Source organism: Anaerosporobacter faecicola (genome assembly GCF_012070565.1).
Lineage (GTDB): Bacteria > Bacillota > Clostridia > Lachnospirales > Lachnospiraceae > Anaerosporobacter > Anaerosporobacter faecicola.
Genome location: NZ_JAAQRO010000052.1, coordinates 100896 through 123399, shown reverse-complemented (window position 1 = coordinate 123399; position 22504 = coordinate 100896). Strand labels below are relative to the sequence as shown.

At 36.6% G+C, this 22504-nt stretch carries 26 protein-coding genes, 1 tRNA gene and 1 pseudogene; 21 read left to right on the top strand and 7 right to left on the bottom strand.

The window, feature by feature from the left end; genetic code table 11:
- The first annotated feature begins 328 nt into the window (after positions 1-328).
- The 12 genes and pseudogenes from HBB17_RS19615 to HBB17_RS19560 all read left to right on the top strand — a co-directional run bounded on the left by HBB17_RS19615 (position 329) and on the right by HBB17_RS19560 (position 7935).
- Positions 329-586, top strand: coding sequence for an MATE family efflux transporter (locus HBB17_RS19615; RefSeq protein WP_167959202.1), 258 nt, complete (start codon positions 329-331; stop codon positions 584-586).
- Complete coding sequence (locus tag HBB17_RS19610) at positions 583-834, top strand: hypothetical protein (RefSeq protein WP_167959201.1); 252 nt, start codon at positions 583-585, stop codon at positions 832-834. Before HBB17_RS19615 ends, HBB17_RS19610 begins: the two co-directional genes overlap by 4 nt.
- Positions 835-1031: 197 nt before the next feature.
- Positions 1032-1400, top strand: coding sequence for an arsenate reductase family protein (locus tag HBB17_RS19605; RefSeq protein ID WP_167959200.1), 369 nt, complete (start codon positions 1032-1034; stop codon positions 1398-1400).
- Between the two features lie 180 nt (positions 1401-1580).
- Positions 1581-2249, top strand: a complete 669-nt coding sequence (locus HBB17_RS19600; protein ID WP_167959199.1) for a cytochrome c biogenesis CcdA family protein — start codon at positions 1581-1583, stop codon at positions 2247-2249.
- 46 nt (positions 2250-2295) lie between these two features.
- A complete protein-coding gene (locus HBB17_RS19595; protein ID WP_167959198.1) occupies positions 2296-2901 on the top strand; it encodes a TlpA family protein disulfide reductase in 606 nt (201 codons plus the stop codon).
- Between the two features lie 214 nt (positions 2902-3115).
- Positions 3116-3781: a GDSL-type esterase/lipase family protein gene (locus HBB17_RS19590; RefSeq protein ID WP_167959196.1), complete on the top strand. Its 666-nt coding sequence runs from the start codon at positions 3116-3118 to the stop codon at positions 3779-3781.
- A 28-nt stretch (positions 3782-3809) separates the two neighbouring features.
- A pseudogene (locus HBB17_RS19585) lies at positions 3810-4037 on the top strand (hydrolase); the annotation flags it as partial.
- 214 nt (positions 4038-4251) lie between these two features.
- A complete protein-coding gene (locus tag HBB17_RS19580) occupies positions 4252-4776 on the top strand; it encodes an RNA polymerase sigma factor (protein ID WP_167959194.1) in 525 nt (174 codons plus the stop codon).
- Positions 4769-5977: a DUF4179 domain-containing protein gene (locus tag HBB17_RS19575; RefSeq protein ID WP_167959192.1), complete on the top strand. Its 1209-nt coding sequence runs from the start codon at positions 4769-4771 to the stop codon at positions 5975-5977. The genes HBB17_RS19580 and HBB17_RS19575 overlap by 8 nt, the downstream gene beginning before the upstream one ends.
- Positions 5978-6388: 411 nt before the next feature.
- Positions 6389-6673 carry an autorepressor SdpR family transcription factor gene (locus HBB17_RS19570; protein ID WP_167959191.1) on the top strand — a complete coding sequence of 95 codons (285 nt, stop codon included), beginning with the start codon at positions 6389-6391 and terminating at the stop codon, positions 6671-6673.
- Between the two features lie 3 nt (positions 6674-6676).
- Positions 6677-7318 (top strand): SdpI family protein, encoded by a 642-nt coding sequence (locus HBB17_RS19565; protein ID WP_167959190.1) that lies wholly within the window; start codon positions 6677-6679, stop codon positions 7316-7318.
- A gap of 146 nt (positions 7319-7464) precedes the next feature.
- Positions 7465-7935, top strand: a complete 471-nt coding sequence (locus HBB17_RS19560) for an MmcQ/YjbR family DNA-binding protein (protein ID WP_238483815.1) — start codon at positions 7465-7467, stop codon at positions 7933-7935.
- A 152-nt stretch (positions 7936-8087) separates the two neighbouring features.
- Here the strand turns inward: HBB17_RS19560 and pdxT are convergent, their stop codons facing one another.
- Together pdxT and pdxS are read right to left on the bottom strand one after the other, a co-directional pair.
- Entirely contained in the window at positions 8088-8675 is a 588-nt protein-coding gene (gene pdxT, locus HBB17_RS19555; RefSeq protein WP_167959189.1) for a pyridoxal 5'-phosphate synthase glutaminase subunit PdxT, read from the bottom strand.
- On the bottom strand, positions 8675-9550 hold the full coding sequence (gene pdxS, locus HBB17_RS19550) for a pyridoxal 5'-phosphate synthase lyase subunit PdxS (RefSeq protein ID WP_167959188.1): 876 nt from the start codon (positions 9548-9550) through the stop codon (positions 8675-8677). The genes pdxT and pdxS overlap by 1 nt, the downstream gene beginning before the upstream one ends.
- A gap of 188 nt (positions 9551-9738) precedes the next feature.
- Between pdxS and pdxR the strand changes: the two genes are divergently transcribed.
- Both pdxR and HBB17_RS19540 read left to right on the top strand, forming a co-directional pair.
- A complete protein-coding gene (gene pdxR, locus HBB17_RS19545; protein WP_167959187.1) occupies positions 9739-11151 on the top strand; it encodes a MocR-like pyridoxine biosynthesis transcription factor PdxR in 1413 nt (470 codons plus the stop codon).
- A gap of 204 nt (positions 11152-11355) precedes the next feature.
- Complete coding sequence (locus HBB17_RS19540; protein WP_167959186.1) at positions 11356-11727, top strand: ribosomal maturation YjgA family protein; 372 nt, start codon at positions 11356-11358, stop codon at positions 11725-11727.
- 176 nt (positions 11728-11903) lie between these two features.
- Here HBB17_RS19540 and HBB17_RS19535 read toward each other — a convergent pair whose 3' ends face one another.
- The 4 genes from HBB17_RS19535 to HBB17_RS19520 all read right to left on the bottom strand — a co-directional run bounded on the left by HBB17_RS19535 (position 11904) and on the right by HBB17_RS19520 (position 15824).
- The gene (locus tag HBB17_RS19535; RefSeq protein ID WP_167959185.1) at positions 11904-12935 is read right to left on the bottom strand and encodes a siderophore ABC transporter substrate-binding protein; all 1032 of its coding nucleotides are present in this window, start codon (positions 12933-12935) and stop codon (positions 11904-11906) included.
- A gap of 103 nt (positions 12936-13038) precedes the next feature.
- Positions 13039-13791: an iron ABC transporter ATP-binding protein gene (locus HBB17_RS19530; protein WP_167959184.1), complete on the bottom strand. Its 753-nt coding sequence runs from the start codon at positions 13789-13791 to the stop codon at positions 13039-13041.
- A 1-nt stretch (position 13792) separates the two neighbouring features.
- Positions 13793-14815, bottom strand: a complete 1023-nt coding sequence (locus tag HBB17_RS19525) for an iron chelate uptake ABC transporter family permease subunit (protein ID WP_167959183.1) — start codon at positions 14813-14815, stop codon at positions 13793-13795.
- Positions 14799-15824, bottom strand: coding sequence for an ABC transporter permease (locus HBB17_RS19520; protein WP_167959182.1), 1026 nt, complete (start codon positions 15822-15824; stop codon positions 14799-14801). Before HBB17_RS19520 ends, HBB17_RS19525 begins: the two co-directional genes overlap by 17 nt.
- 581 nt (positions 15825-16405) lie before the next feature.
- Here HBB17_RS19520 and HBB17_RS19515 point away from each other — a divergent pair.
- The 4 genes from HBB17_RS19515 (at position 16406) to HBB17_RS19500 (ending at position 19277) form a co-directional block, all read left to right on the top strand.
- Entirely contained in the window at positions 16406-16939 is a 534-nt protein-coding gene (locus tag HBB17_RS19515) for a DUF6144 family protein (RefSeq protein ID WP_167959181.1), read from the top strand.
- A 38-nt stretch (positions 16940-16977) separates the two neighbouring features.
- Positions 16978-17673 (top strand): 4'-phosphopantetheinyl transferase family protein, encoded by a 696-nt coding sequence (locus HBB17_RS19510; RefSeq protein WP_167959180.1) that lies wholly within the window; start codon positions 16978-16980, stop codon positions 17671-17673.
- A 295-nt stretch (positions 17674-17968) separates the two neighbouring features.
- A tRNA-Ile gene (locus HBB17_RS19505) sits at positions 17969-18041 on the top strand.
- 33 nt (positions 18042-18074) lie between these two features.
- Entirely contained in the window at positions 18075-19277 is a 1203-nt protein-coding gene (locus HBB17_RS19500; protein ID WP_167959179.1) for an RtcB family protein, read from the top strand.
- Here the strand turns inward: HBB17_RS19500 and HBB17_RS19495 are convergent.
- The gene (locus HBB17_RS19495) at positions 19274-19765 is read right to left on the bottom strand and encodes an HAD family hydrolase (RefSeq protein WP_167959178.1); all 492 of its coding nucleotides are present in this window, start codon (positions 19763-19765) and stop codon (positions 19274-19276) included. The genes HBB17_RS19500 and HBB17_RS19495 overlap by 4 nt on opposite strands.
- A 444-nt stretch (positions 19766-20209) precedes the next feature.
- Here HBB17_RS19495 and HBB17_RS19490 point away from each other — a divergent pair, with 444 nt between their 5' ends.
- From HBB17_RS19490 to HBB17_RS19480, 3 genes are all read left to right on the top strand, one after another.
- Positions 20210-20869: a zinc dependent phospholipase C family protein gene (locus tag HBB17_RS19490; protein WP_167959177.1), complete on the top strand. Its 660-nt coding sequence runs from the start codon at positions 20210-20212 to the stop codon at positions 20867-20869.
- 126 nt (positions 20870-20995) lie between these two features.
- The gene (locus tag HBB17_RS19485) at positions 20996-21595 is read left to right on the top strand and encodes a helix-turn-helix domain-containing protein (RefSeq protein WP_167959176.1); all 600 of its coding nucleotides are present in this window, start codon (positions 20996-20998) and stop codon (positions 21593-21595) included.
- Positions 21596-21752: 157 nt separating this feature from the next.
- A complete protein-coding gene (locus HBB17_RS19480) occupies positions 21753-22460 on the top strand; it encodes a phosphatase PAP2 family protein (protein ID WP_167959175.1) in 708 nt (235 codons plus the stop codon).
- Positions 22461-22504: the final 44 nt, after the last annotated feature.

Here is a 22504-nt window from a genome sequence, read left to right as displayed (position 1 = left end):
CCAATTATAAAATATCTAATTAAATAATCAAAGATTAGCACACCTTTCGGGGTGTGCTTTTTTGGCGAAATATAACAACGTATATTGATTAAATGATCCCAACCTGCCAATTCCTGCAAAAAGAGGAAAGTTTGGAATTGGATAAGGGAGTATCTCAGAAAGATCCGATAAAACCTCTAGTCCCATATAGTTTACCTCCATAAAATACGATAATTATAATATTGTGTCATATATTGATAGAAATTACAACTATTTGTGATATAATTATAAAAATGAAAAATCGGGAGGTGAGATATGTATACAAAGAAATCATTACATTTCGCTTCCTATGCTCGGTAGTTCTCTTGCTTGGGGACTTGGTTTCTCTATGCACTCGCTCATTATTGGACACCTTGGTTCCGATGCAACTGCAGCAGCAGCGATTACTTCCATAGCACAAGAACTTATAACTTGCGTATGCAAGGGGATTTCGGCAGGTGCTGGTATAATGGTAGGGAAACTTCTTGGTCAAAATATGTTTAATAAGGCCAAAGAATATGGAAGATCATTCTGTCGTATTTCAATTTGGGTGGGGGAATTCATATGATTCTTCTTGCCATACTCGCGCCAATTGTATCGACTTTTTTTGTGTTGACAGAAACTGCAAGACAGTATCTGATTATTATGATGATTTTTAATGCATTCTATGTTTGTGCATATTCAATCAATACGATCATTGTCTGTGGGGTTTTCCCAGCTGGAGGTGATTCCAAATATGATGCAATTAGTGTATTCTTTGCATCGTGGTGCTTTTCATTACCGCTAGCATTACTTGGCACTTTTGTGTTCCATTGACCTGTTATGGTAGTATATATCTTAATGTGTGCCGATGAAATCGTGAAATTACCTTGGCTTTACCCACGATACAAGAAGTACGTGTGGTTGAATAACCTTACACGAGAATGACAAAGAAAGAGTTTAGCACTGCAAATATGCTGATTCAGCGAGCAACTCAACAAAATAAGTAATGACAAATGTGGAGGTGATAAAAGATGTTATTTCTAGAATATCCAAAGTGTTCAACTTGCGTGAAGGCAAAAAAATGGCTTATTGATCAAAATATTGAATTTACAGATCGTCATATTGTGGAGGACAATCCCAATTATGAGGAATTAAAAGAGTGGTACAAGATGAGCGGTTTACCATTAAAAAAGTTCTTTAATACAAATGGTCTATTGTACAAAGAGATGAAACTTAAGGACAAGTTGCCTACAATGAAGGAGGAAGAACAACTTAGTCTATTGGCAACAAATGGAATGTTGGTCAAACGTCCGCTTCTTGTGCAAGAGGGGCAGGTACTTGTCGGTTTTAAAGAAGCTGAGTGGTCTGAAAAGATGAAAAATTGTAAAAAGATAAAGTAAAAAGTATAAAACGTATCAAAAAGCTTTTTCTTTTATAATGCAGAAGAAATGCATATAAAGGAAGAAGCTTTTTTACTGAAAAGAGAAGGGAACGTCTGCTTAGGATATGTGACTTGATCACAGTAATAAATTGTGTAAATTATTATAATGGATTTATATATCCAGGAAGGAGAACATATCGTGCAATACGTTATAGCATTTTTAGAAGGAATTATTACATTTATATCGCCCTGTTTGTTACCAATGCTACCAATCTATATCTCTTATTTTGCAAATGGGGAGAATAATCGAAAAAGAACTCTAAAAAGTGCAATTGGTTTTGTAATGGGATTTACTCTTGTGTTTGTTCTATTGGGAGCATTTGCAGGTGGATTTGGAGCATTATTACAGGAACATAAAAAGACGGTAAATGTAGTAACAGGACTTATCGTCATTGTTTTGGGGTTGAATTTTATAGGGATTATTAAAATCAGACTATTAAATCAAACTAGAAAGGCAGATAAAAAAGTTCAAAATACAAGTTTTTTATCATCAGTTTTATTTGGTATAGTTTTTTCAATTGGTTGGACACCATGCGTTGGTGCATTTTTGGGTTCAGCACTTATGATGGCTTCGCAAAAGGGAACAATGCTAGAGGGCATTTTGATGCTGATTATATATTCAGCGGGTCTTGGAATTCCCTTTGTAATCAGTGCTCTTTTACTTGATCGTTTAAAAGGAACATTTGATACAATAAAGAAACATTACCGTTTCATAAATATTGCCTCAGGCATTTTGCTGAGTGTGGTTGGGGTTATGATGATGTCAGGCACAATGGGATATCTGTTATCCTTATTACGCTTTTCTTAGATGGAGTACAGCAAATTAGAGAATAAGAACGAAAGGAAGATACTGAATGAATAAATATATGAAATTATTGATTGGAATCATTCTGTTTATCTTAGTTATATTGGGAATTCGTTTTCTGTATCAATATTTATCAAATACCTATAAAACAGGTCAAATATTAATTACAGAACAAGAAGCCCAAGTGAATGATAAGGAAAGTGGTACTGATGATGGAGAAAATGAAAAAACAGAAGATATACAAGCGATAATGGATTTTACTGTTGTAGATGGAAAGGAAACAGAGATAAAACTTTCTTCTTTTCTTGGAAAACCAATAGTAGTGAACTTCTGGGCAAGCTGGTGTACGCCTTGTAAATATGAAATGCCAGATTTTCAAGAAGCATATGAAAAATATGGATCAGAAGTTGAATTTGTTATGGTGAATTTGACAGACGGATCCAGTGAAACAATGGACAGTGCGAATGAATTTTTAGAAACAAAAGAATATACATTTCCTGTTTATTATGATACGAAACAGGAGGCCGCTTCTGTTTATTCCGTTTATTCGATACCAACAACGTATTTCCTCGATGAAAATGGTAGAATTGTAGCGAATGCACAAGGAATGCTTGACATGGAGACACTTGAAAAAGGAATTTCTATGATAAAATAGTTCGTGTAATATGAATGAACACATGGTGTGTGCAAAGTAGAACACCTTCTAACCTAATGGGTTGGGAGGTGTTTTTATGTGGAAAAACGGATAGAAGATCAAAGATCATCAATTAAAACATAGAAATCCTATTGACACACTATGAAATAAGTGCTACCATTCTACCAATAAGAAAATTAATACGGGTATTGGTATGAGAAAGGTGGTAAGGCTGATGCGACAACTATTATGTTTTGGAGATTCGAATACTTGGGGGTATGATCCAAAGACAGGGCAACGTTTTGCTTGGGGGATTAGATGGACTAGTATATTGCAGGAAAAATTGAGGACGGACTATGTTCATGTAATTGAAGAAGGGCTGTGTGGTAGAACAACTGTTTTTGAGGATATACATAGAGCTGGGCGTTGTGGAATTGATGTATTACCGCATTTATTAGAGATATATGATCCGATAGATAGCATCGTGGTTATGTTGGGAACGAATGATTGTAAGGCGGCTTATCATACAGATGAGAATCGAATTGGAGCTGGATTAGAGAAACTCGTGCAAATTATCCAGAAGAAGCAGCCCCATGCTAAGATATTGTTGCTTTCTCCAATTTATCTGGGAGAGGAGGTATGGAAGGAGAATTATGATCCAGAGTTTGATAAGAATGCAGTGGAGGTGTCACATCGTTTAAAAGAAGTATATCAAATCATTGCAAAAAAATACGGCGTACATTTCCTTGCTGCTTCTGATTACGCTACATTTAGTAAGGATGATCAGGAACATATGGATGAAAAAAATCATGAAAAATTAGCAAATGCCATCTATAATAAGATAAGAAGCATGGAGCAAGTAGCAAGTAGGGTAACTGAGCAGTTTGCGAATGTTTCATAACAGTGGGAGTTGCGTAGCGATGAAACAATTCGTGTATGATGAGTTAACAGGACTAATTGGTGCAGTTGTTCTGATGAGGCCTTCGAAAAGCGTGCAAGATTTAGAATTAAAATCTGTGAAAAAGAAATATAAGGCAAAAGGATTCGCTGCTGGCTGCGATCGAACGGTAATTCAGCGTGGTGCTGATTTATTGGGGTGGAGTTTAGATGAGCTAATCCAGAAAACGATTGATGCATTGAAAACATTTCAGGAATAATATTGAGAATGATACATTCAGGAATAATAAATTTAAGGAATAATATCCAGGAATGATAAATTCAAGTATAATAATTTCAATATAAATTTGAAAATAAAACATTTAAAAGTAAAAAAATAAAATTCATCGAACCAAATCGAAAGTTATTACAATGTATAAGTGTAGGAGCAAATGTTCCTAACGTGTACACGATAATAAAGGAAGTAAATAATATATGACGATTCAAGAGCTTGAAGAAGCAATCTCTCTTTATGGAAAGGATGTATACTCCTTTTGCTTACATATAACAACCAATAAAATGTTGGCAGATGAGTTGTATCAGGATACATTTCTAAAAGCAACAGAACAAAAGCATCGATTGAAAAGAGATGGAAACATTAAGAGCTATCTCTTATCTGTTGCACTTCGATTATGGAAAAATCAAAAGAGAAAATTTGCTTGGAGAAAAAGAATAGTACCAGAAGATGAATTAATCGAAGAAAAGGAAGAGTCCGTGTCTGCGTCTACTGGAGATGTGCTGCAAGAATATTTATTAAAAGAGCAAAAGAAAGTAGTGGAACAGGCAGTCGCAAGATTAGAGGAAAAATATAAACTGCCAATCCTTCTGTACTACATGGAAGGATTATCAATTGCGGAAATTGCGGATATTCTTGGTGTGCCACAGGGAACGGTAAAGAGTAGATTAAGTACTGCAAGAAAACATCTGGAATCAGGGTTGGAGGGATATTTTTATGAATAAAAAGTTAGATGATATCTTGTTTGAATCTTTAAAACCTTCCGATGAACCTGACTCAGAATTGAACCGTCAGATTCTTAATCGGAGGTCGATGGAAATTATGAAATACAAGAAAATCAAAAAAACAGCAGTTGTTGCTGCGTCACTATGTATGATAGTAGCAGGAAGTGTTACGGCATATGCAGCATATCGCTATCTGAATCCTTCTCAGATTGCAACGGAGGTATCTGGTAATGATGCATTAGCCAAAGCATTTCAAAGTAAAGATGCAATACAGATTAATGAAACACAACAGAGTGGAAAGTACAAGATTACTCTTCTAGGGATTGTCTCAGGTTCGGATCTGTCTCCTTACGTTGAATCGGAAGTTGCAGGGGAATTACAGGATGAGCAGACCTATGCGACTCTGGCAATTGCATGCATGGATGGGTCGCCAATGGAGTATGAGAACAAATGTGTTTCACCTCTTATAAATGGTGTAGATTGGATGATTGCAAATAATGGAACGCTGAATGCTGGTTTACATTGGTTTGAAAAAGATGGTGTAATCTATGAATTGTTGGAATGCACGAACTTGGAAATCTTTGCGGACAGAGGCGTACAAATTGGTGTTGTAGATAGTTTTGGACAGGAAAATAAAGCATTTACAATGGATGAAAAAACAGGTGTATATAGCAAAACGGCAGATTATGAGGGAACGAATGCATTATTCCAATTACCACTTGATGTCTCCAAAGCAGATCCTGTAGCAGCAGATGCATTTATAGAAGAACTGGAAAAATCACAAAGTAGTGGGGAAGAAGATATAGAGCAAGAAGATGCTCTAACGAAGGAAGATACGGAACAGGAAGATCTGGTACTTGGAGAGAAAACGGATGCAATGGATAAGGAAAATTGGGATCTGGATGCATTTATGAAACAAATAGAGGAAGTAACAGATGCGGAAGCATTTCTTCGCGACTATGCAGTTGCCATACCCGATACAAAAGAAATACTTACAGTTGATGAGGATGGTTGCGTAACATATGGTAAACCTGGAGAGAGCGGAGGTACAGTAAGTGTGGAGAATAATAAGGTTGGCGTACGGATTATATCTAGTTTAGGTAGTGATGGAACACGGAAAGGAACACAAATCGATACCTTTCTTTTAAATGAAGATGGAACGGTTACGTATGAAGCGTATATGCCAGCTGAAAATGAATGAGTCTAAGAGATGGAAGGGGAATATCTTACGGATATAAAGGCATGTGTCATACATGCAAGTTAGGAAAGAAGGATTGTTTTTAGGATTGTGGGAGTTGCATTGCAATGAAACAATAGGAGTATCAGAAAGTGTCAAAAATGATTTGATAGTTACATCAGGTTAATTATAGGGGAAAAACAGCACTATGTAAGGAAAGTGCTGTTTTTTTGATGAGTATTTAGAAAAAAATCTAAATAGTTCTTGACAGTAGGTATATGTTATAGTATTCTCTATTTAGAAATATTTCTAAATAGAGAATACTATTAACTTAATAGGGAACAGCAATTGTAAGTGTGATAATAATTACAAGAGCAATGGAAAAGCAATAGTATTGTAATGTAGTGAAATCATGTAAGAAATCGAGGTGACAATATGGGATTTGCGGAAAGTTTCAAAGCATTATCAGATGAAAAACGAAGAGAAATCCTGATCATGTTAAGAAAAGGACGAATGTCAGCGGGGGAAATCGCAGAGCAATTTGACATGACGGGAGCTACCATTTCGTACCATTTATCGATATTAAAAAAAGCAAATCTAATTTATGAAACAAAGGAAAAGAATTATATCTATTATGATTTGAACTTATCTGTTTTTGAAGAAGTAATGATGTGGTTTGCACAATTCTCTGACAAGACGGAGAGCAATAAGGAGGAATAAATTATGAGTGAAGAAAAAGAATTACAATCCAATAAATCATTGTTAAGAGTAGAAGCTGTGGCTGGGTTACTTTGCTTTATACCATTAATCATCGGCTGTTTCTGGTATGGTCAATTACCGAATCGTATCGCCATTCATTTTAATGTTGGGAACAACCCAGATCACTATGCCAGTAAAGCATTTGTGGTATTCGGATTGCCGTTGCTTTTGTTCGCATTGTATATCATTAGTTGCGTAACGGAACGATATAGTAACAAGAATAGACAAAGTGAGAAGATACAATACATTTCACGTTTTCTTGTCCCTATAATAAGTAATGTAGTCCTTTTGATAGTTTATGTGTATGCACTTGGAAAAAATGTGAATGTGGGAATGGTTGCCTACCTGTTAATGGGATTTCTATTGATTATACTAGGAAACTACATGCCAAAGATCAGACATAACAATACATTAGGAATTAAGATACCAACGACTTTACGTAGCGAAAGCAATTGGAATAAAACCCATCGATTAGCAGGGTATCTATGGATTGTGATTGGTTTTGCATTTATTGTATTTGCAGTATTAGATGTAACCGTACCATTCTTTATAGGAATTGCAATTGCGTTTCTTGTTCCGATTGGTTATTCTATAATTATAAAATAACAGCATCGAAGGAACATCAATGGGGGATATATAATATATCCGATGTATTGGAATTGCCTTGCTTTTACTCGTATTAGTGAAAGTTTTATGGAAAAAAGATTTACCAAAAGGGAATGCTACATTACTGGTGGGAGGTGCAATAACAGGTGTTTTATAGCAAATTGACGAATATGGATCTACAAGCAGTCGGTCTAGGTCTTGGAATGGGTGGTTGTATGGTGCTTGGAACATATGTTGCGAAAAATGTTATTAACCATGTTGAAAAGGAGGACAGCATGACAACAAGAGAAGAGGTAATTGCTTATGGATTAAGTTTTCCTAATACGTATCAGGATATGCCATTTCATGATACGAATTGGATTTTAATCCGACACCAGAAGAATAAGAAAGCTTTTCTATGGACGTATGAATATGAGGGGCAGATGCGGATTAATATTAAAGTAGATCCACAATGGCGAGAATTCTGGCGAAATGCCTATGAAGCAGTCCTTCCAGGATATCACCAGAACAAGGAGCATTGGAATACGGTTATCTTAGATGGCAGTGTTCCCGATAATGATTTAAAGAGAATGATTGCGGAGAGTTATGATTTGATTGTGCCAAAGAAAGGCAACTAGGAATGAAAGAAGAAAGATGTATAGAGGAGAACACCTTTTAATCGAATTGGTTAGAAGGTGTTCTTTTGATATGGGGGAAATCTGTAACAATAGCATGGGTAAAATAACAATAGTTTATGTGAATACGATTTTATTAATTGTTGAATGAACGATTATTTTAGTTGGAGAGATTGGGACTTTGTTATTTGCTTTATAAATCGTTCATAGACTGATGTATCATTATCTAGTTCAGGGTGAAATGATAGAGCGATTTGATTTAAGTATTGTACGGCAACAATCTTTTCATCAACCTTTGCTAGTATCTGAACATTCGGATCGGCTGACTCAATATAAGGAGCTCGAATAAATGTCATGGGGATTTCTCCAAAGCTAGCGAAGGTATGCTTTATATGAAAACTTCCCAACTGTCTTCCATAAGCATTTCTCCTAACTGTTACCGGTAGTGTTTTGAAGTATTCACGTGAATCATTTGAAATATGTTCTGCCAGTAAAATCATACCTGCACAGGTTCCAAGAACGGGCATTCCATCGTTTATTTGAGATTGAATGATTTCAAACATATCGAGTTCTTTTAGTAATTTTCCCTGAACAGTGCTTTCACCGCCAGGGAGTATTATGGCGTCATATGATTGTAGAACATCTTTTTTTTGTCTGAGCTCTATACAATGTACGCCAAGTCTACCAAGGGCAATTTCATGTTCAAGGAAAGCACCTTGAACAGCTACAACACCAATTCTCATTACTTACCCCTTTCTGCCATCAGCAATTCAATCTCCTGTTCATTGATACCAACCATAGCATCACCAAGATCCTCGGATAATTTTGCGATAAGAATCGCATCATTATAATTAGTGACTGCTTTCACAATTGCATTGGCGCGTTTCTTTGGATTTCCTGACTTGAATATGCCGGAACCTACGAATACACCCTCTGCACCAAGTTGCATCATAAGGGCTGCATCAGCAGGAGTAGCAATGCCTCCAGCTGCAAAATTAACGACAGGAAGTTTGCCATACTCATGTACGTACTGAACAAGATTATAGGGTACTTGTAGCTCTTTTGCTGTATTAAATAGTTCATCTTCACGCATGGCTGATATCCTTGCAATTTCACTGTTCATTTTTCGCATATGACGAACTGCTTGAACAATATCACCAGTTCCAGGCTCACCTTTTGTACGGATCATGGACGCACCTTCACAGATGCGGCGGAGCGCTTCACCGAGGTCCTTGGCTCCACATACAAAAGGAACGTTGAACTTTGTCTTGTCAATGTGATATACGTCATCAGCTGGAGATAGCACCTCACTCTCATCTATGTAGTCGATTTCGATTGCCTCTAAGAGCCTTGCTTCAACGAAATGACCAATACGGCATTTGGCCATTACGGGAATCGACACGGCATCTTGAATTCCTTTTATCATCTTTGGATCACTCATTCGTGAAACGCCGCCTACCGCTCTTATATCAGCAGGAATTCTTTCTAATGCCATGACTGCGCAGGCACCAGCATCTTCCGCTATTTTGGCCTGTTCTGGTGTGGTAACGTCCATGATAACACCACCTTTAAGCATCTGTGCTAAATTCTTATTCAGTTCGTATCTTTCATTTTCCATCGTTATATCCCTTTCCTTTGCTTTAATATTGTTGTGCGATGTTTGTGTATTGTATTATCCAATCATCATCTCCTTGCTAGGCTAGTTCTCGACAAGCCATCTGATACATAGTATAATGAATTCTGACCTTATTAAAATAACCAATTTACATATAATCAGAATGGTCAGATTGAGAGGCGCATACAGTTATGTTGACATATTCCTTCACGGATATAGGTTCAGATTCTCTTTATGAACATCTATACAAATGCATCAAAAACGATATAATACAAGGTGTGTTAAAGCCTGGAGAGAAACTTCCATCTAAAAGAAGCTTTGCAAAAAATCTGGGTATAAGTGTCATTACAATTGAAAATTCATATGAGCAATTAGTTGCTGAAGGCTATATCTATTCAATTCCTAAAAAAGGTTTTTTCATTGCTGATTTACAGAACACAACAATGAAAAAACCGATTGTTTTGTCAGCAGAGAATATGCAGATGACTTCGGGTGAATCTAAGTATTTGGCGGATTTTGCTAGCAATAGAGCAATAGGAGCACTGTTCCCATTTTCCATATGGGCTAAACTTTTAAGGGAATGTCTACATGATTTTCAAGAAGCATTGCTGATAAGCTCTCCAAGTGGCGGATCTATTTATTTGCGAGAAAGTATAGCAAAGCATCTGCAGGAGTTTCATGGAATGACGGTTAATCCAGAGCAGATAATCATTGGTACGGGAACAGAACAGCTATATGGTCAGATTGTTCAGTTACTAGGGCATGATAAGATATATGGGGTGGAAGATCCTGGTTATCCTAAGGTGGCACAGGTGTATGAAGTGAATGCTGCCAAGGTAAAATATGTTAAGTTTGAGGACGATGGAATTAGCATCGTAGATTTGGAACAACAAAAAGTCCAGGTGGCGCATACATCACCGTCTCACCAATTTCCTACAGGGCTTGTTACACCAATAAGCAAAAGATACGAATTGCTAGGATGGGCATCTAAGGATAAAGAACGATACATAATCGAAGACGATTATGATAGTGAATTTCGTATGGTGGGTCAACCAATACCAACGCTTCGGAGCATTGATACGATGGAAAAGGTAATTTATATGAATACATTTTCAAAGTCGATTGCCACCACAATGCGAATCAGCTATATGGTGCTACCAAAACATCTGCTGAACCTTTATTATAAGAAACTGTCTTTCTATACATGTCCAGTTACGACTTTGATACAATATTCCTTAGCTAGATTTATCGAGGAAGGCTATTTTGAAAAGCATATCAATCGCATGAGGACTTACTATGGAAAGCAAAGAGAGCTTTTGGTTAAGCTGATTCAAAAAAGCAGGATGGCAAAGTATGCATCAATATATGAAGCGGACGCTGGTTTACATTTCATCCTTCGTTTCGATATACGTTGTTCGGATGAAGAGTTTAAACAACGTATGGAAAGACGAGGAATCAGAATTTGTGCCCTATCTGAGTATTTTAAAAGAGAGGAAAACAAGACGGAGAACTACTTTGTAATTAATTACTCCTCATTTACAGAGGAACAGATCCGAGAGGCTGTTAAACAGTTAACACAGGAAGTACTTCTTGTAAAAAGGTAGGAATATACGGTAGAATGTCATGAATACATATTCCATTTCATACATAGGGAAGAGGCTATAGTATAACGAACAAGGAAAGATATGGTTGATATAGTTGGAAAATAATGGTAGTATAAATTGATAATCCATAGATATATTGAGTTATTGAAACAAATGTGGTTATGGAAATGTATATGTATAGTAGAGAAGGAAATAGCGTGTAAAATGAAGAAGAGAACGAAATATATCATTGCATTTTTTCTGTTATTGTTTGTGGAAGTTATCATCGCAGTTTATGTGCATGATTCCTTCATACGTCCATATGGTGGGGATGTCTTAGTCGTTATGGTGCTGTATTGTTTGATCAGAATATGGATACCAGATTGTTGCAGGTTACTACCCTTATACATATTCTTATTTGCAGCAGGGGTAGAATTGTTGCAGTACTGCAGATTGGTACAAGTGTTGGGGGTGGAGAATAATCCGTTCTTGCGTATTGTGATTGGCTCTGTATTCGATATAAAGGATATCATATGTTATGGAGTTGGTTGCATAATACTTGGTATAAAGGAAGGATCTGCTCGCAGGAAGCATTAATATACTATAAGTGCTGCCTATATGGAATGATGGTAGGGTAAAAGCCATCTCCTGTTGTGTATACACAAATGGAGCAAAACGAAAGTAAGTTAAAAAAGTTAAATTGAATAGGTGAAACTAAAAAAACGAAATACGATGAATTCCTCGTACTTCGTTTTTTTAACCTATCATGTATCTTATCTAAGTAAGCTTGCCTCTAAATCCTGAAGCATAATATCAGTCGCAGTTAAACCACCCTCTGCAGTATACCACACAGCTGGTGTAAGATAGATGATTTGAGAGTTTTCATAAGCTGTTGTTTTTTGAACTAATTCATTATCCATTACTTCTTTGGCTAGTTTCGCACCGTCCGTACCAATGGCAGCGTCACGATCTAGTACGAAGATGTATTCTGGGTTCAGTTTTGCTACAAGTTCAAAAGAAGATTCGTTTCCATGTGTAGAGTCTACATCAACAGCTAGATTCTCAAAACCAATTTCGTTACCAATGATGGAACAACGACTATCGTTTCCTAATGTGTTAAAATTACTACTTGTTACCATGCCAACTAAAGCAGTATGACCTTTGCTAACGGCAGCAAGAGCTGCAACACGTTCTTCAAAAGTTGTGAAAATGTCATTGAATTCATTCTCTAAACCAAATAAAGATGCAATCATAGAAGAGTTTGCCTTTACACTTTCAATTAATCCAACTTCATAATCAGAACTAATTGTGATAACAGGAGCAATTTCTGAAAGAGCATCATAGGAAGAACTTAATCGACCACCGATAAAGATTACGTCTGGTTCACATGCCATAACGGCTTCTAAGTCTGCTTCTTTGATTGTCCCAAGGTTTGCAATTGTTTCGTCTGTATTATATTTTTGTAGATAATCAATGGAGGTACCTTTTGACATCCCTACGATTCGGTCACCAAGACCAAGGTTATCAAGAATATCTAGAGAAGCTAAATCTAATACAGCTATTCTTTGTGGATCATAGGGAACTTCAATTTGAATTTCCTCATCATTCCCATTTTTGGTAGTGACAGTTATGTTTTCTGGAGTGGTCGTTGTCGATTCCTCTTCTGTTGTCGTAGTATTCTCTGTATTATCAGCTACGGTTTCCTTGTTCGTAGACTGTTCATTGGTATTATTGGATTTACTGCAGGCTGTTAGTGAAAGCCCCATTGTTAGTGTAAGTACAAGTGCAATAATTTTTTTTGTCATAAGATCTCCTTTTTTAATATTATGTGTAACTTGCTAATTTGACTGGCCAGGTCACAGAAACAAGATACCTGCTTTGGGTTTGTTCGTACGAAGTTTTCATTCGTTAATAATATATGGAAAGAGGTTTCCCCTCGATTTCCTGAATCTCGAAATCTACATTATAGATTTCTGATAATGTTTCTTTGGTCATAACTTCAGAAACAGTACCGAATTTGGCTACTTGTCCATTAACAAATGCACAGATATAGTCAGAGTAGAAGGCAGCATAATTGATCTCGTGTAAGACGAGTACGACTGTTTTCCCGAGGTCGTCACAAAGTCGACGGATAATTTTCATCATATTCGAGGAGTGATAGATATCAAGGTTATTCGTTGGTTCATCTAACAGAATATACTCGGTATCCTGGGCAATAACCATGGCGATATAAGCGCGTTGTCTTTGGCCACCAGACAATTCATCGATGAAGCGATCGGATAGATCAGTAAGTTCCATATAGGCGATTGCTTCATCAATTTTTTGATTGTCTTCTGCCGTAAGTTGGCTTCCGCTGTATGGAAAACGCCCGAAAGCAACAAGTTCCCGAATTGTCAATTTCATTTGTACATTGTTTGATTGGGTAAGAATAGCAAGATGTTTGGCTAGTTCTTTGTTTTTCCAACTACTAATATCTTTACCTTTGAAGGTAATATCACCAGCATCTCTAGCGATTAGTCGCGAGATAAGGTTCAAAACAGTGGATTTTCCTGCTCCATTAGGTCCAATCATCGACAGGACACAACCTTTAGGGATTTCTAAAGAAACAGAATCTACAACAGTTTTGCTATTGTAAGACTTTTTTAAATTATGAATAAGCATGTCAGCGTTTCCTTTCTGCAAGTAATAAGTAAAGAAAATAAAGTCCACCGCCTACCGTGATGAATATACTAACAGGTACACTATAGTGAAAAATCTGTTCTGAGATCAATTGGCCAAATACAAGAACGATAACGCCGATGAAGGCAGAGCCAGCTATAAGCCAAGTGTGTCGATAGGTGGAAAAAAGCTGTCGGGATACATTGGCAATAATCAGTCCTAGGAAAGAAATTGGTCCAACCATTGCAGTTGCAATGGAGATATATAAAGTGACAGCAAGTAGTAGATGACGGATTGTTCGATCGTAATCTACGCCTAGATTAATTGCTTGGTTTTTCCCAAGAGTAATCACATCTAAAAGAGCCAAATCCTTTCGAAAGACGAAGGCAACGACGATCATTAGTACGAAGGAAAGGAATATAATTTCCGTATTAATATTGGAAAAGCTGGCTACAAGGGTAGTTAGCAAGGTATCGTATTCATTTGGGTCCATAATTCGCGTCATCGAAGACTGCATACTGGAAAAAAAGGTAGATAAAATTGTTCCAATCAGCAGAACATAGAGGACATTATGATTTGTTTTCTTAAAGAGATAACTATATATATAAGTTGATATAACTCCCATCAGAACAAGATCAATCATATAGGAAAGATAGGTATTAGTTACTAAAATGTTCGATGATCCTAGGAAGAATACGACTGCGGTATGAATCAGTGTGTAGAGTGAGTTCATTCCAAGAAGGCAAGGCGTTACAATGGTATTGTTAATTACGGATTGAAACACGATCGAAGCACTTCCAATACAGAACGCGGTCAATACCATGGCTGCTAGTTTTTTACCACGTATTTTTAAGGCATAATCAAAATATTTCATATTAATATTCAGAAAAATGTAAAGACCACAGGCCAGTAGGGAAAGAAGCAGAAGCAAAAGAAGCTTTCTTCCTAGTATCGCTGCTTTTTTGTTGGCTTTTTTGGGGGTAATATCTTGTTCGGATGCTGCATTGATATTAGTTGAGATATCCATTTTTAATGTTCCTTTTCTTAAATAATTCTTTTGGTTTCACACTTTTTCTTCCATTCTTTAACCGATAGAGAAGAAGAATAACAAATAGAATGCTGCCAAGAACACCTACGATTAATTCAATTGGTAGTTCATATGGGGCAATAATCTGGCGTCCAATCATGTCACAGATTAATACAAAAACAGCGCCAAATAATGCAGTATCAAGCAATGTACCTTTTATGCGATCACCTTTGAAAAGAGCTACAATGTTAGGAACAATGAGCCCAATATAGGAGATGCTTCCCACTACGACAACAATGCTTGCAGTAATCATTGCAGCAATTGTTAATCCAAAGAATAAAATTAGATTATGATTAACCCCAAGATTGCTTGAGAAATCTTTTCCCATTCCCACTATGTTAAAGTGATTTGCGAATATAAATGCAAGAATTACCAGTGGTACAACTAAAAATACAATCTCATATCTTCCACGAAGTACGATAGAAAAATGACCGACTAACCAAGAAGAAAGTGCCTGCGTCATCTCGTATTTGTATGCAAGATAATTGGTTATACCACCAATAACATTACCAAACATAATTCCAACTAAGGGAACCATAACCACATCTTTGTAATGAATTCTTTGAATAAAGAATACAAAAATCCAAGTTCCTAGAGTGGCAGTAACAAATGCAAATATCGCTCTTGTCCATATTGTTGAAGAAGGCATAAACAAAAGAGCAAGTAATATTCCAAGTTGTGCAGATGAAATGGTAGCTCCAGTAGTAGGGGAAACGAATTTATTCATACAAAGTTGCTGCATGATCAGACCTGCTACACTCATACCAACACCAGTACAAAGAATTGCTAATAATCTGGGAAGACGTGAGATTAGTAATATTTCAAGTTCTTCCAGATTGCCTGATAAAAGTCCTGCTATACTAATATCCATAACACCAAGGAATAGTGACCATATGGAAAGTAGGAATAGACATATAGCCAGACCGATTGTTAAGTGATTTTTTTTCATGTAACCTCCTATAAGGATATTCGTATCATGTGTCTATACAAGCGTTGTATTTTGGTTAGAGACAACTAACACATGCATCATAATATACCATGTTTAATTCATATTGGTCAAGTAGGAAATGTGATAAAGATTCTCAATATCAATGGTAGTGTTAATTGATAAATCAAAGATATATTGTTCGTCAGAACTAGATTTGTTGGTTAAGATTACAGAACACTTGCATAATATGAGGACGTTGGAAGATATTTATTATAAGGGAGAAGGAGGCAAATAACACTATAGTCCATAAAAAAGCAATAAATGGGTTGAACTATTCATATACAACATTTGACTAATTAGATAAAATATAATTGAAATATTTGTAGTTAGGATCTTGCTATATCAAGAAGTGAGACAAAACAGAAAATAGTTACATTGATAAGGTGGTGGAGAAGAATATGGGAGAACGTATGACGGGTATTATGAAAGCTGTATTCTTGATCTGGAAGGTAATCAAATTGAGATAACAGTATAATATGTCACGCGCTGTCATATTTCATACGATATACTATACCCATATCGATTAGTGAAAGGAAAATTGTATGGGAAAGAATGAGAATGCGAACGTTCGTAGAATGGTAACGAGTATGGAGAAGGTAATTGGAGAGAAGGAAGCAAGGAAGTTCGAAGAAGAATATCCATTATCGAATTCAGCTACAACGTATAACTGGGTTAAGAATGTATGTGAATATCTTGAGAAAAATTATGACCAGAAGACGTTACAATGTATAAGGGAAGGCTGTATCTGCAATGATGGTAAATCCACTGCCAAGAAGATGAATACATATAGGAATAAAACGATGAGCGTAGAAGAATTCATTCAGCTATTCAATGAAAAGGAAAGTTTTGCAAGTATGGAGTATATCAATGAGCAGGAACTGCTATTCTGCTATCCGGAATGTTACTGTTCTCTTGTGAATAAGACCGAACAACCTGTGTCAAAAACATGGTGTTACTGTACTGTGGGATATGCAAAAAGCTTATTTACACAGGTATTTGGAGAGAATGTTGAAGTTTCCTTGGAGGAAAGCATTAAGAATGGGGATACAAGGTGTGCTGTGCGTGTTACATGGTAGAAAAAGCCACCCGTAGGAAAGGTGAAGAGGTAGTTTACATGTCAAAAATTGTACTTCTTAATAATTGTTCATTTACGAAAGACGAGTACAACAACTACATACGTTATGTATCATGGGAACGAAGAGAAAAACTAGAGAAATATCAGCTCTTCATGGATCAATGTAGAGGTTTGGCAGCAGCACTTTTAGCAAGAAGCATGATTTCTGAGAATTACAGGAAAGATGATCGAGAAATCACATTTGGTGTAACAGAGTTTGGAAAACCAGTTTGCAGATCAATACCAAAGGTGCAGTTTAATCTATCACATGCGGGAACGTACGTGGCTGGAATATTCGATGAGCATCCAGTTGGAATTGATGTTGAGCAGATTCCTGATAAGAAACAGGATCAGATTGTCGAGGAGTTCTTCAGCCAGATGGAAAAAGATTACTATCAGAAATGTGTTGAGAAAGAAAAAACTTTTGCGACACTTTGGACGATTAAGGAAGCTTATGTGAAATATCTTGGTTGCGGATTGAATAAGGAATTGGACTCCTTTACTGTATATTGGGAGAAGGACGAAATCAAGATTTACGATCATGAAATACATGAAAATCTTGCAATCTACATAAACTCTATGTATAAGCAGGCATACTATTTAGCATCAATTAGTCAATCAAAACCAGATTATATAGAATGGTCAAAGGAAGAGTTATTTACTAAAGTAGAAACACAATGCAACATAATCATGTAGATATATGGAAGAAAATACTAAAAATGAGTGACAAATGAAAAAGGTTGTGTTATAGTAATTCCAGAAGAAGAAAAAAGGGATCGGAACCCAGAAAGGATCATATTATGATGAATATTCGTTTTGCACTAGATTGTAGGAAAGATGAACAATATTTTGAAGCACTGAGCAATAGTCAGGGCTTTCATTTCGTGTACCCTTATAAGATAGCGCAAATACGATATGTATCATGATTGGTTCGTAAGTAATATCGAGAATTATAAAAACGCTTATCTCATAGGGATAAGCGTTTTTTTTTGTTCCATTAGCGCAGATGGTAGAGCAATTGGCATATTGTCAGTAGGTCATGGGTTCAAATCCCATATGGAGCATGCCGGCGAAACTTATAAAAAGGAGGAAATAATATGTTTGAGATTAAAGGGAAAGTCAATTCGGCAATATGTTATGCAAAAGTTGTTGAGGAAGAAGCAATCGAACAAATCAGACGAATGTGCGATTACCCATTTACAGAAGGCTGTAAGATTAGAATTATGCCTGACGTACATGCGGGAAAGGGCTGTACCATTGGAACGACAATGACTGTTACGGATAAAGTAGTTCCGAATATAGTTGGTGTAGATACCGGCTGTGGTATGTACACGGTTAATATAGGGAAGAATGCGGTTGATTTTGAAAGGATAGATGAAGCTGCACATTTTATACCATCAGGTATGAATATATGGGAAGGTAGAACCGAGCGTTTTGATTTGGAGGAACTACGGTGTTTTAGAAGTTTACGTAATACGAAATGGTTGGAGCGTAGCATTGGAACTTTGGGCGGTGGAAATCATTTTATTGAAATTGATCAGGCAGCGGACGGAACGAAATATTTAGTTATTCATTCGGGAAGTAGAAATCTGGGAAAACAGGTTGCGGAGATTTATCAGCAATTAGCCATTGACTTAAACAAAGGAAAAGAAACGTACTTTCAACAAAGAGATGAAATTATTCGAACATATAAGGAACAAGGAAGAAGGAAAGAGATACAGGAAGCGTTGAATGCAATTTCATGGGAAAAAAGAGAAGCAACCATGCCTGAGGATTTATGCTACTTGTATGGAAGCTTCTTAGAGGACTATATTCATGATGTGGAGATCTGCCAGAAGTTTGCAAGAAGAAATAGAGAGAAGATGGCAGAAATCCTGATCGAGCGCACCAGTATGCAAGGTGGAGAAGCATTTCATACCATTCATAACTATATTGATACCAATGAAATGATAATTCGAAAGGGAGCAATAGCCGCTCATGATAAGGAGAAGGTGTTGATACCAATTAATATGAGAGATGGTAGTGTGCTTGCTATGGGAAAAGGAAATCCAGAATGGAATGAGTCAGCACCGCATGGAGCTGGTCGAATTATGTCAAGAACGAAAGCAAAGAACACACTGAATCTGAATGAGTATCAAGAGGAAATGAAAGCAGTTTATACCACTTCTGTTAACGAAGCGACCCTAGATGAGGCACCTATGGCTTATAAATCCTTAAAGGATATTATTGACGACATCAAAGAATCGGTTGATGTGATCGAAGTATTAAAACCAATCTATAATTTTAAGGCATCGGACTAATCGATTACTAATAGAAACCATTCCAAATATCGTGCTACACCATCTTGATTATTGCTGCCAGTAATAGCATCGGCAACTGCTTTTACTTCTGGAATAGCATTATCCATGGCAATTCCCTTGCCTGCAAGTTGAAGCATACCGATGTCATCATGGTCATCACCGAAAGCAATTGTTTCGGATAATGGAATATGTAGCTTCTGTGTAATCTGTTGAATCGCATGTTCTTTCGTGGCATTGGTCTTGGAGAAAGCGTACCAATCAACATCAGAGAATGGAATACAATTGCAGCCTGGAATGGAGGCTGCAATTTTTTTTGCAACTTCAGAGTCAGCTGTTTCCATACATACCTTCAAGGCCTCTTCTTCAAAGAACTTGTAATCGGTATAAGTAATCTTGCCCCAGCCAGGAAGTTCATTCGGAAGCGGGTTACAGTTCCAATAGTGCGTATCGATGGTATCTACCGTAATTTCACAGATATCGCTAATCAAGGCAAATCCCTTCTGGATTAATGTTTGTGTTTCTGAGATGGATAAAGGACAGGAATAGATGATTTCATTATGAAACCTCCTGTATTGTATGAGATAAGTTATTGTTCGTGAAAATTAGAGAAGAAGAAAACATGACCTTTTGACTCTTATGTCATGTGGAATAATTTTATTAAATCTAGCACAACTGTAGAAATTAGTCAAGAAAAAGTCATACGAAAAGATTAAGATATGAAAAGATTAAGATATGAAAAGCTTAAGATATGAAAAGCTTAAGATGCTGATAAATTGAGTTGGAACAATAGGTATTCTCTGCGAATACAAGGATGCGTAGATTATTGAGTAATTGGCAGAAGCTATGATATAATGATGTGAGGTACAGAAGCAGCCTTTACAAGTAAAACAATCCATTAAAATGAAAATTATCCACTCAAGAAAGGGAATAATATGGCTACATGGATGGCACATCTGCGGGTAGCAGATGGCGTGTTAAAACAATGCAATCAACTTTCAAAAGAAGAATATATTATGGGAAACATCGCACCAGATAGTGGGGTTCCTTCCCGTGATTGGACTACGTTTCAACCACCCAAAGCAGTATCTCACTATCGAATGGTAGATGCAGAAGGAAAAAGTTCCTTACATCCTGAGATTTTTGCAAAGCAATATTTGCGTGAGGAGCAGAGAGAACAGTATACGGGAAAGCAATATTCCTTTTATTTAGGCTACTATCATCATTTATTAGTGGATGTTTTGTGGGGGACTACAATTTTTGATCCAGCTAAGGTTACCTATAAAAAGGATTATGAAACAGATCGCGTGGCTGCAATCTGGAAGTGGAAAGCAGACTGGTATGATCTTGATTTTCTATTTCTTGAGAAGAATCCACATATGGAAGCCTGGGATATCTATTCCCATTTAAAAGGGTTCCATAATACGTATCTAGATTTCTTCCCCCAAAATGCTTTTGAAGATCGACAAGCATACATAACGGAATTTTATAAGGAAAAGAAGGAGAATCTTCATCGAGAATATCCATATCTTAATGAAATACAGATGGACGAGTTTATTCAGTTAGCGATTAGCCAAAATCAGACAATTATGTGATTGTAATAGAATTCAAGAACTGGTTTTACACTTTCAACTTTCACAAGTCGGAGAATTATGTAATTCACTTAATTGCATTGCTTGTTCATATGTGGCTTGTAATACGATATAGGAAGGGGTTATGAAGTGGAATTTAATGAAAAATTACAACAATTAAGAAGAGATAAGGAATTGACCCAGGAACAATTGGCAGAAGTTCTTTACGTATCAAGAACCGCAATTTCCAAATGGGAATCGGGTAGAGGATATCCCAGTATCGAATCATTAAAGGCAATATCCAAGTATTTTGCGGTTTCCATCGATGACTTGCTTTCCAGTGATGAGTTACTTACAATCGCAGAAGATGATTCGAAAGTGAAAACGCATAAGTTGAGTGATAGTACCCTTGGTGTATTGGATTGTTTGATGGCATTATTATTTGTATTGCCTATATTTGGACAAGAGCAAGGAGCATATGTGAAAACAGTCAATATGATTGCGTTAAAAGGTGGATTCATACCATCCATCTATTGGTGTAGTTGTATTGCCATTACCTTGTGGGGAATCTTGCAGTTCTTGTTCCAAGCAACGGAGAATAGAAAATGGTCGCGTTATAAAGTAGGCATTTCTATTTTGTTAACAATGTGGATTACAATTATATTCATACTGAGTCGTCAGCCGTATGCTAGTATCTACGCGCTAGGAATCTTCGTTACGAAGGGTATCATCTTGCTAAAAAGTCGATGATACGTAGCGTGTCATGTGCGATAAATGCGTGAATGACACGGGTTTTGTACATGACAGATAAGGTGTCATTATGTGACGTTTCGATTCTTTTGTTTGCAACTACTCTATGCTATGTTTTCTCTAAAATCTATTTAGAAAAACAAAGGAGAGTAGTAGAATGAAACAAAAAATGCAAAAATTATATGTAACAACAGGAGTGATGCTTATTCTTTTCTTAATATTTGTTATAGGAGTTGAACATGTGGATGTGGCATCGATTGGTCCAGAAGGATCTAGTGTTGGATTTGCCACAATTAATAAAGCAGTCCAGGAGAGCCTTGGTGTTAATATGTCTTGGTATCAGATTACGAATGGAATCGGATTCGGTGCAATCTTGGTAGCAGCGGGATTTGCGATGACAGGTTTTATCCAATTAGTGAAACGAAAACGTATAGGGAAAGTAGATAAGAATCTATTCTGTTTGGCTGGATTTTATGTACTAGTCGTTGGTATGTACATTTTATTTGAAAAGGTTATCATTAATTATCGTCCGATTCTAATGGAAGGTGAATTAGAAGCATCGTTCCCTTCTTCTCATACAATGCTTGTAATATGTATATTCGTAACTGCGATTGATCAATGGAAGCTGTATATTCATAGGAGAGCATATCGTTTGGGTGTTGATCTAGTAGCAAGTATTCTGATCATTCTAACAATAGTTGGAAGAATTCTTTCAGGCGTTCATTGGTTTACGGATATTCTTGGTGGAATTTTATTAAGTAGCGTGTTAATTCTGTTCTATTATGTTATAATGGGGAAAATTGCGTCTAACAGAGACGATAGATTTAAGAGTGGTGGTAAGAGGAAAAGTTACTTCCGAAAATGAAACATTGTAAGAAGCAAGGAATGTAAGAAAGGAAACAGAAAATC